13 protein-coding genes are annotated in these 10304 nt (G+C 40.6%); 7 read left to right on the forward strand and 6 right to left on the reverse strand.

The features are described 5' to 3' along the window. Positions 1–8: 8 nt before the first annotated feature. Both LC091_RS17880 and LC091_RS17885 read right to left on the reverse strand, forming a co-directional pair. Positions 9–764, reverse strand: a complete 756-nt coding sequence (locus LC091_RS17880) for an ABC transporter permease (protein WP_226683386.1) — start codon at positions 762–764, stop codon at positions 9–11. Next, on the reverse strand, positions 761–1534 hold the full coding sequence (locus LC091_RS17885) for an ABC transporter ATP-binding protein (RefSeq protein ID WP_226683387.1): 774 nt from the start codon (positions 1532–1534) through the stop codon (positions 761–763). The genes LC091_RS17880 and LC091_RS17885 overlap by 4 nt, the downstream gene beginning before the upstream one ends. Positions 1535–1791: 257 nt before the next feature. Here LC091_RS17885 and LC091_RS17890 point away from each other — a divergent pair, with 257 nt between their 5' ends. From LC091_RS17890 to LC091_RS17905, 4 genes are all read left to right on the forward strand, one after another. Then, positions 1792–2517, forward strand: a complete 726-nt coding sequence (locus tag LC091_RS17890; RefSeq protein ID WP_226683388.1) for an alpha/beta hydrolase — start codon at positions 1792–1794, stop codon at positions 2515–2517. 430 nt (positions 2518–2947) lie between these two features. Next, entirely contained in the window at positions 2948–3469 is a 522-nt protein-coding gene (locus tag LC091_RS17895) for a YjcG family protein (RefSeq protein WP_226683389.1), read from the forward strand. A 3-nt stretch (positions 3470–3472) separates the two neighbouring features. After that, positions 3473–3898, forward strand: coding sequence for a GNAT family N-acetyltransferase (locus LC091_RS17900; protein ID WP_226683390.1), 426 nt, complete (start codon positions 3473–3475; stop codon positions 3896–3898). 115 nt (positions 3899–4013) lie between these two features. Next, complete coding sequence (locus LC091_RS17905) at positions 4014–4715, forward strand: DUF421 domain-containing protein (protein WP_226683401.1); 702 nt, start codon at positions 4014–4016, stop codon at positions 4713–4715. On the opposite strand, the gene LC091_RS17910 is transcribed toward LC091_RS17905, so the two are convergent. Next, positions 4685–5593, reverse strand: a complete 909-nt coding sequence (locus LC091_RS17910) for an MBL fold metallo-hydrolase (RefSeq protein WP_226683391.1) — start codon at positions 5591–5593, stop codon at positions 4685–4687. The two genes, LC091_RS17905 and LC091_RS17910, sit on opposite strands and share 31 nt — an antisense overlap. Positions 5594–5622: 29 nt before the next feature. Further along, a complete protein-coding gene (locus tag LC091_RS17915) occupies positions 5623–5862 on the reverse strand; it encodes a hypothetical protein (protein WP_226683392.1) in 240 nt (79 codons plus the stop codon). A 160-nt stretch (positions 5863–6022) separates the two neighbouring features. On the opposite strand from LC091_RS17915, the gene LC091_RS17920 reads away from it, so the two are divergent. From LC091_RS17920 to LC091_RS17930, 3 genes are all read left to right on the forward strand, one after another. Further along, positions 6023–8305 (forward strand): ATP-dependent helicase, encoded by a 2283-nt coding sequence (locus LC091_RS17920; RefSeq protein WP_226683393.1) that lies wholly within the window; start codon positions 6023–6025, stop codon positions 8303–8305. A gap of 163 nt (positions 8306–8468) precedes the next feature. Then, entirely contained in the window at positions 8469–8630 is a 162-nt protein-coding gene (gene sda, locus LC091_RS17925) for a sporulation histidine kinase inhibitor Sda (RefSeq protein ID WP_226683394.1), read from the forward strand. A 57-nt stretch (positions 8631–8687) separates the two neighbouring features. Then, positions 8688–9176 (forward strand): hypothetical protein, encoded by a 489-nt coding sequence (locus LC091_RS17930; protein WP_226683395.1) that lies wholly within the window; start codon positions 8688–8690, stop codon positions 9174–9176. 241 nt (positions 9177–9417) lie between these two features. On the opposite strand, the gene LC091_RS17935 is transcribed toward LC091_RS17930, so the two are convergent. Both LC091_RS17935 and LC091_RS17940 read right to left on the reverse strand, forming a co-directional pair. Continuing rightward, the gene (locus LC091_RS17935) at positions 9418–9678 is read right to left on the reverse strand and encodes a stage VI sporulation protein F (RefSeq protein ID WP_010192912.1); all 261 of its coding nucleotides are present in this window, start codon (positions 9676–9678) and stop codon (positions 9418–9420) included. 149 nt (positions 9679–9827) lie between these two features. Beyond that, positions 9828–9968 (reverse strand): YjcZ family sporulation protein, encoded by a 141-nt coding sequence (locus LC091_RS17940; RefSeq protein WP_010192910.1) that lies wholly within the window; start codon positions 9966–9968, stop codon positions 9828–9830. Positions 9969–10304: the final 336 nt, after the last annotated feature.

A 10304-nucleotide genomic window follows, 5' to 3' on the forward strand; every position in this document is an offset into this window, starting at 1 on the left:
CTCTTAATTTATGAATCTAAGCCCCAGCGTTTGATGACATTTTTCTCGAAGCGCTGGAAGATAACTAGATCAACCACTGAACCGATTACACAAATGATGATAATAACGCCGAAAACCAAGCTCATTTGACCGAAATCAGCTGCATATTTCAACGTGTATCCTAACCCAGGCCCCATACTCAGTAATTCTGCCGCCATGAGAGCACGCCAGGCAAATGCCCATGCAAGCCTCGCTCCTGTCACCGCGTATGGCACGGATGCAGGTAAAATAATCTTCCAAAACATTTCCACACCGCTTGCTCCCATGGTGGAAGCAGCTTTTATATATAAAGGCGGGACACTTTTAATTCCCATTCTCATATTAATTGTCATAACGAGTGTTCCGCCTAAAGTTACGATAAAAATGATGGCCGTTTCATTAAAACCAAACCAGATAATTGCTAAAGGCAACCAAACAATACTAGGTACACTTTGCAGTGCAAGAACAAGCGTCCCAACCGTTTCATCCGCCGTTTTCGACTTGGCAAGCCAAATCCCTAGCAGAGTTCCGATAATGAGTGCCAAAAACAGTCCCACTCCGAGGCGCTTAAAACTAGCCCCTAAATCATAGAGTAATGTTTTGTCCATAAACCCTTGGTATAGTGCGACTGCTACATTTGTTGGTTTTGGCATCACTGCTGGTGACCACCCAATAAGCAACACCACCACTTCCCAAATGATAAATAAGGAGGCGAAGAATATGAGGCGTTTTACTCCAGCTTTCATCGTCTCAACTCCTCCTCTACAACCTTATCAATCTCCGTTTCCAACATTGCGCTGATTTGTGATTCTAGTAATGCAACCTCTTCATTTGTCCGTAAGCGAGGACGGGGCGCATCTACTTTGATGTCTGCAATAATAGTTCCAGGTCTTGTTCCCATCACAAGAATCCGATCTGAGAGTTTAATTGATTCATGAATGCTATGTGTGACAAACAATACGGTTTTCTTTGTCTGCAACCAAATCGTTTCCAGTTCTTGTTGAAGACGCAAACGCGTTTGTTCATCTAATGCGCCGAACGGTTCATCCATTAATAGAACCGTCGGATCCATGGCTAAAGCTCGGGCAATAGATACTCTTTGCTGCATCCCACCTGATAATTCATGTGGATATTGTTTGAGGTTACTGCCTAGCTGCACCATTTTTAAGTAATGAAGGGCTTTCTTTTCTCTTTCTTCCTTGTCTTTCATATCACGGATGGCAAAAAGGACATTTTCTTCCACGTCCATCCACGGAAACAAAGCAGCCTGCTGAAACACCATCCCTCTATCTTTTCCAGGCTTTGTAATGACTGATCCCTTCAGTCGGATTTCTCCTTCTGTTGGTTTAAGTAATCCGGCCACCATAGAAAGCAAAGTGGACTTCCCACAGCCAGAAGGCCCTAGAATGGAAACAAACTCCCCCTCTTGTATGTCAACATTTATAGATGAAAGTACTGTATTATCAACATTTTGTTGAGTATATACTTTTGTAATATCTGATATTTGTAAAAACAACCTATGCACCTACTTTACACTTTTCACATAATCCTTATTAGTTTAATCGGATTAATTGGATAAAATATATTATATAACGTATGTGAAAAAGGTCAATATATTGACAGAAAATATTTTTTAATTTTCACCCTTTTTACTGGAGTGTAAGTTGTCGACACTAGAGCTTAACATTCAACAAATTGGATACAAATATGATATGATAAACGATAAAGCGCTTACCACAATATAGACAAAGGCATCACAGGAGGTAATGAACAATGGGTAAAAATGTTGGGCGTATTGAAGAGTTCACCCTTTACAGCAACGAACTTAAAGAAGAAATGACACTAATGGTATATACACCAGCTAACTATTCACCACTTTATAAATACAACATCCTTATAGCCCAGGATGGAAAAGACTATTTTACACTAGGACGCATCGGAAGTACCACCGACAAATTGCTTGCCGCAAACGAAATGCAAAATACTATTATCGTCGGTATCCCATACAAAGACGTTAAAGATCGTTGGGAAAAATACCATCCAGACGGAAGCAAAAACAGTGCATACATTCGCTTTCTTGCACATGAATTGACTCCATATATCGATGAGAAATATCCATCCTATCAAATGGGAATGGGACGAGCTTTAATTGGCGATTCCTTGGCAGCAACTGTTTCTTTAATGACCGCTTTGTCATATCCACATACATTCGGAAAAGTCATTATGCAATCCCCATATGTGGATGAAAAGGTCCTGAACAAAGTAGAAGACTTTAACCAACCTTCCTTCCTTTCTCTGTATCATGTAATCGGCACAAAGGAAACGGAAGTACCTACTACAAATGGAGAGAAGAAAAACTTCATCGAACCAAACCGTGCACTTCACACAATAATGAAAGAAAAAGGATTCTCCGTTTATTACGAAGAATTTGAAGGCACACACACCTGGACCTACTGGCAACCAGACCTAAAACAAGCCCTTCCAAAAATGCTTTCGTAATTTTGTAAGATCTTTCTGTAGTTTGGAGTGCATGATATGAGACTCCGGCGGTGGAAGCAATTGAAGAACCGAAATGTTAGGCACTTATTTATTACTAGCTGTTGATTGAAGCAAAAGGCGAAGACTCCGGCGGGGAAGGAACGACAATGTTGAGACCCCGCAACGAATTGAGGAGGCCCAAGGTCGCCCCGCGGAAAGCGAAGCCGTTTGCGGAAATCAACAGTGGTGTCTACACATCATCTAAAATTAAAAAATCTTCCACTGACTTCAAGCGCAAGCGAATATCCTGAACCGGAAAACTACAGTAGTTGCACACATACTTATAGTTATTTAAGAATGAACGGGAAACTTATCTATTCTTTTGAAAAAAATTGCGATAAAATAAGAACATAAGTTACTATATTGCAAACGCTAACAGGAGGGATATTGGATGAAATATGGAATAGCTATTTTTCCGACAAAAAAATTACAAGATCTCGCAAATTCATTTCGAAAACGTTATGACGCTCACTATGCACTAATTCCGCCGCACGTGACTTTAAAAACAGCTTTCGAAATTGATGAAAATGATATGAAATCAGTGACCGATGAGCTTGGAGCTATCGCAAAAGACACGACACCAATCCCTTTAAACATCTATAAAGTGAGCTCTTTCGCTCCAGTAAACAATGTTATTTATCTTAAAGTCGATCCTACAGACGAACTGTTATCCTTACATGAAAAGCTTCATTCTGGTAAAGGATATTTCCAGGATAATCGTGAATTTTCCTATGTTCCTCATATAACCATCGGACAAAATTTATCAGACGATGAACACTCTGATGTTTTAGGTCAATTAAAAATGACCAATATCGAGCATGAAGAGATGGTTGACCGTTTCCACCTTCTCTATCAATTAGAAGATGGCATGTGGACGGTTTATGAAACATTCCGCTTTGGAAAGGATTGCTGACCCTTGCATGTACAAGTTGTAGACTCAGAAAAAGAACTACAGGATGCTTATTCTGTCAGAAAAACGGTTTTTGTAGAGGAACAAAATGTGCCTCTTGAAGAAGAAATTGATCGATACGAAGAAGACTCCGCCCACTTTGTACTGTATGACGAGGACCAAGCAGTAGGTGCTGGTCGCTTTAGAATTGTAGAAGGCATAGGCAAGGTAGAACGAATTTGCGTCCTTCCTTCTCACCGCTCGTCTAAAGGTGCAGGGCGTCTTATCATGAATACCATTGAAGAATATGCCAAAACAAAAGAAATGCATGTATTAAAGCTTAATGCGCAAACACATGCGGAACCTTTTTACGCAAAACTTGGTTACGAAACGGTTTCCGACATTTTTATGGATGCTGGAATCCCTCATGTGACCATGACGAAAAACATCTAAAAAGATATCTCTCCAAGGGGAACCTGCCGAGAGATATCTTTTTTATTTTCATACTTTCTCCCATCCTTACTAATACTATTGTCAAGGACCCAACATAAAGGATGACATAATCATGATGATGGACTACGGTCGTATTGCAGTAGAATTGGTAATTGGTTTCTTTGCACTTTTTTTCATCACCCAGATGCTCGGAAAAACACAAATCACCCAAATAACTCCTTTTGACTTTATCTCCGCGCTTGTTCTAGGGGAACTGGTAGGAAACGCTTTATATGATAATGATATTGGTGTGATGAAAATCATCTTTGCATTGGGAATGTGGGGTATATTGATCTTTTTACTTGAAACGATTACACAGAAAATAAGGAAAACAAGAGGAATATTAGAGGGAAGACCATCTATCGTGATACATAAAGGAGTCATCAGCAAAAAAGAATTAAAGAAATCTAAACTAGATATAGACCAACTTAGACATCTGCTCCGCTCAAAAGGGGCTTTCTCCATTCAAGAAGTAGAATATGCCATACTTGAAACAGACGGGACAGTGAGTGTGTTAAAAAAGCACCAATATGCTCAGCCTCTAAACGAAGACATGAATATTCCTTTAAAAAAGGTCACACTCCCTATACCGGTTATTTCTGATGGAGAAATTTTAATGGACAATTTAGATGAATTCAACCTGTCTGAGCAATGGCTGCTAAACGAAATTAAAAAAATCGGCTACCATACCCCACAAGACATTATCTTTGCCGAATGGGAAGAAGGAAAGCCAATTTATGTGATGCCTTATTCAGAAGAAGATGCCACGACCAATTGATTACTGCGGACTATAAGCTCCACACGCCCTTCTTGAATCAATTTGGTTAAATATGCTGTCACCGCCGTTCGGAACAACATAAATGAAGGCACACTGCGGATGGTAATCCCTTTTTCCGTGCAAGCTAATGTCACTAATTGTTCAATGGAAATGCCGTCCTTCTCTTGATCCACCAGTGAGTATAATAACTTTTCGATTTGGTGGTGAACCTGTATGTTTTCCTCAATAGTAGGATGAAAATCTTCCTCATAACTCCCGTGTCCTGGTACCGCTCCTATACAAGGGAGTTTTTTTATTTTCTCTAGGCTTTCTATGGTCTGTTTTGCGTCAACAATAAAAGGAATGCCATGTTTATGTAAGACTTCCACACCAAAATAGCCGTCAGCGGCAAACAGAATATCCTTAACAATCACGCCTATTTGATGGTAGCTGTGTCCTGGCAAATCCACTGTTTGAAAGCGGGACTCCCCAACTTTCACCTCACCTGCTTCTTCGAGAATTACATCCACCTTTATCGGCTTTCCTTCCAAAAACTTGTTACGCCATTCTGGGATGGGATTCACACCGTGAAACAGGTATAAGGGCTCTAGCATCGGTTCTTGAAGGATGGCGGCTTCAAACTTCGGCGCAATGGTATAGACCTTTTGCTGACCTTGCAAATACTCCGCTCCTCCATAATGGTCGGCATGTGCATGTGTGATGAAAAGATGCGTCAATGGAAGCTCTTTGCTTTTTAGAATTTTAAGCACTTTTTTCATCGCCTGTTCTTCTAGTCCAGCATCAATGAGCATTCCTTCTCTTTCTGAAAATTTTACATAACCAATATTGACGGACCCTTGAAAATAATAAACGTTACTTGTTATTAGATGAAGCTCCACGTTACATACACTCCCTAAATTTTGAACTATTATATGGTTTCGTGAAAGAAACGTCCTTTTCCTGTTATGTCGGCCAATAATTTGTCAGAAATGCCAGAAGCCTGCTTCTCTTTTTTTCGATTAGCCTGATTGTGCTGTAAATTCTTATGGATTTCTTCCCATGATTGCTGGGGGTCTACCTTATAAAAAGTCGGCCTAAATACAGGATCAAGTTTAATTCGTTGTTTTTCTGAAACAGTTCGGTTCGCATATTGTGTGTAGGTATCCATTTGCACTGGTAAAACATATCCCATCACATTTCTCCCCTTCCCTATTCTACCTATAATTTTCCCTGTTTTTTCATAACACAAACTTCCTTTGACTCGTGTTCTCTCTATATAATATGTGTTAATATGGATAAGATTGACGGTTATAAAGGAGTCTACACGTATGAAGTCTGCTGTTTGGAAAGAACGAACATTACATATAAAAATGATGGCAAGAGAATTGTATCAAGAGGTGTATGACGCCGGTGTAAAGGGCGATCTCACATGCAAAATCTGCGGTGAGAATGTCAAGCTCTATTTAGGATTAAGGAAAGAACCCCATTTTTATCACATAGATGCTTCTATAGCTCATGAAGAAGAATTGCCGAAGACAGAAAAAGTGGTAACACCTAAACAAGAATATGTGGAACGGGATGGATTTCGTTATCCTAAATCCAGAACGGTTATTGCGGAAAAAGAAAAGCCGGTGGAAACATGGAAAGCGCCAAAGCCGCTTACACATCTTCCTATCTTTATTAAAGAACATACGAAAAGCCATTCAAATATAAGTGGGTTTTTCCATGGATTACAAGAAAAAAATATCTTTCTAGATCCCGCCCAGCAAGAAGCTGTTTCGACAGTAGATGGTCCCTTGCTAGTACTAGCAGGTGCCGGCAGCGGTAAAACAAGGGTATTGATTACTCGCGTCGCTTATATGGTCCAAGAGGAGAAAATCGATCCAAAATCCATCATGCTAATTACCTTCACAGCCAAGGCTGCCAATGAAATGAAGGAACGACTACGCCTATATGAAGCACCGGGTTCAAGAATGTTTGCTTCTCTTCTATCCGGTACGTTTCACAGTATTTTCTACAGAATGCTTCAACACCATCACCCCGAACGCTGGAACGGCGAAAATTTATTAAAATGGGATTGGCAAAAGGAGCAATTTTTAAAGCAGGCCGGTCGCAAGCTTGGTTTGGACGAAAAAGATTTTCCATTTGATCAGGCCATTCAGCAAATAGGCTATTGGAAAAACAACATGCAGACACCCAAGGGGATTAAACCGACCAGTAAGCTTGAAGAACAGTTTCAGAGTTTATATCAGGACTATGAGGACTGGAAGCGTGAGAAGAATGTATTTGATTTTGATGATATGTTACTTGGATGCTATGAACTGTTATTAGAAAATCCAGCTCTGCTAGCGAAATATCAGGAAAGATTTCAATATTTTTTAATTGATGAGTTTCAGGATATTAACAAAGTTCAATATGAAACAATGAAACTACTGGCCAAAAGCGGGAATATCTGTGCGGTCGGGGATGATGATCAGTCCATCTATGCATTTCGAGGCAGCAGTCCTGATTACATCTTGAACTTTCATCAGGATTTTCCATCTACACAAGTCGTCACGCTTTCTGAGAACTACCGATCAACGCATACAATCGTTGCCTCGGCCAATCAGGTAATTGATAAAAACAAACACCGCAGAGTGAAAAAGATGATTGCTCAACGTGATAATAAGCACTTTCCTGTACTATTTTATCCTTACGATGAGGAAGAGGAAGCTACCATTATTGTTCAAGATATGAAAGAACAAATAGAGCAAGGGGCCACTCCTAGTGATTTTGCCGTCCTATACCGGACCCACAGTGCAGCACGCGCAATCTTTGAGAGGCTCTCACAATCCGGCCTCCCATTCAAGCTTGATCAAGATTACGAAAGCTTTTATAAAAGAAGGATTGTTAAAGGTATTCTGGGTTTCCTGCGATTAAGCCGCGATTCCAATGATGTACATGCGTTAGCCGATATCTTGCCAGCCTTATTCCTTAAGCAATCAAACCTCCAGGATGCCAAAGCCATCAGTATTTTAGAAGATTGCAGTTTAGTAAAATCATTGAGTAAGTTGACCAATGTACAGCCTTTTCAAGCGAAAAAAATCAAACGAATCATCCCTTTATTTAAAACCCTTGCCAATGTCTCCCCTTCTGTCGCACTGGAGATGATTGAAAAAGACATGGGCTTTGATGATTACATTAAAAAGCGCGGCAACGAAGGGAACGCCCTGGAAAAAGGATCCGATGATATACGCGACTTAAAGGTGGTTGCCCGCAAGTTCAAAACCATTGCTGAATTACTTGAACATGTGGAAGATATGATAGCCAAGACAGATGAGATGAAAAGGCTCAGCAAGCAATACTCAAATGCCATTCACCTCTCCACCATCCATCGATCAAAGGGTCTTGAGTATACGAACGTTTATGTCCTTAGTGCGGTCGATGGTAGCCTTCCTCATGACTTTGCCTTAGAATCCTATCGTAACGGCGAGCTGCAGGCACTTGAAGAAGAACGTAGACTATTGTATGTGGCAATGACAAGAGCAAAGGAAACCTTGCAACTATCCGTCCCGATGAATCGCCGCGGAAAAAAAGCCTACATGACAAGATTTATAAAAGATATTCTCTAACGAAGAGCGCTAATCCTCCTTCATTTTCAGGATTGCGCTTTTTCGTTTTGTCAACAAAAATCAGTAGAAAAAACTTTATTTTTTGAATAGTTAAAAAGCACGTTTTAACTGCTCCTATCTGGGTATGTACCCTTTATAGATGAGTTGAAAGGGGTATAATCTTTTGAAAGCATTGGATCCTCACCATAACTGTTCCATCAACAAACTGTCCGACGAATCTCTTCAGTTTGCATATGATAACGCGAAGGCAGAAAATCTAGACGGTGATTTCATTCAACTACTCGAGGCAGAATTACTTAAACGAAAAGAAGGATGCTTGTCCTAATTATGCTCCATTTTCTCTGTGAAAAATGATACTATTTAGATAATATAGATAATTTTTATGAAATGGGGTAGTACGATGGCCAATGTCACACAGGAAGAGCAAGATTTAAAATATACTTTTCACAGAAAAACAGCAGTTAACCTATTCAACGAAGTATGGGATCTGATGGAAAAGCCGGCACGTACTTCAGAAGAAGATTTCCAAATGATACATAAAGCCCATGCCTCCCGCTTCCACTGGGGCGAAATCGGCGAACCTGTCAACTTCTCCCGAGGCGAATGGCAAATCTCAAGAGTCTACGCGGTTCTACGACGGGCAGAACCTTGCCTCGTGCATGCCAAAAGAAACCTTGATATTGTTTTAGAGCATGGCATCAAGGACTTTGACCTAGCATTCGCATATGAAGCTCTAGCTCGCGCCTACAGCATAAGCGGAGATGCAGTAGCAAAAGAAAAATACCTTAGACTGGCAAAGGAAGCTTCCACACAAATTGCAAAAGACGCCGACCGCAATGTTGTGTTAGCGGACTTGGAGACGATAAAGTAAGTTCTTCAAGTTAATTGATTTTTTAATGATCATGATTTTCCTAGCTGTTGATTGGAGCAAAAGGGGTAGACTCCTGAGGGAGATAGCGGTAGCTTGAGACCCCACAGCGCAGCGAGGAGGCTCAAGCACCGCCCCTAGGAAAGCGAAGCCATTTGCGGAAATCAACAGCGGCGTTTGACGCGTTCAACGCAACAAAAAAACATCTGCCCTACCCACTTTTAACGTGGAAGGCAGATGTTTTTTACTTCTTCTTCTCATTCAACATCTTCGAAATAGTCCCCATATCAACCGGCTTATTCCCATTAATCAATGTATTAACAATCTTATCTTCCAATTCCTTAGGTACCTTCTTATTCGCCAACGTAGCTACACGAGACACCAAATTACGCACCGTCTGCTCGTCTTTGAAATTTGCATTCTGCATAGAATTAGCAAGCTCAAATACGTCCTTCATGCTTACGCCCGTCTTTTTCTCAATACCCTTAAAAATATTATTATCCACCAAACATCCTCCTCTCGGATATATCACATTGTATGTGAGAGAGCCTATCGGTGTGCCTCTTATAATTCATCACTCACTACTGTGGAGGTGGACAAACAGAAAAGCACGGGGACAAATCCCGCACTTTCCTTATTCCCACTAATTACATATTAATAGAATTTAGATGCACCAACGATGATCAAAAGAATGAATAGAACAACGATTAAAACGAATGTGCCGCCTTGGTTGCCACAACCGTAGCCATAGCCAGCGCCACCTACGCCATAAGGATAGCCTCCATAGTAACCCATAATCTCGCACCTCCTTAATGAAGATTCCCTATTACTATATGTACATTTCCTAAAACGGTATGGGCGCTTTTACAGGCAATGTTCTGTTTTGTGAATTTTTTTTAGCGAAGGGGAGATTTGGAGGTCAGTTGGAGGTCTATTGGAGGTCTATTGGAGGTTGATGTTTGTCATGACGCTGGGAGAAAGATGGACTTTTTCGCGGTTGGTCATTTCCCAAGGTCTTGTAAACTAAACTGTGTAAGTAAAAGAGCGTACGACTTTTACTTCGCAGTTTAGTTTTTTTCTTGTTAAAATTATTTTAACTAACTGGGGGGATGATCGGTATGACCAAGAAAG

Source organism: Sutcliffiella horikoshii, from assembly GCF_020524325.1.
In the GTDB taxonomy this organism is placed as follows: domain Bacteria; phylum Bacillota; class Bacilli; order Bacillales; family Bacillaceae_I; genus Sutcliffiella_A; species Sutcliffiella_A horikoshii_D.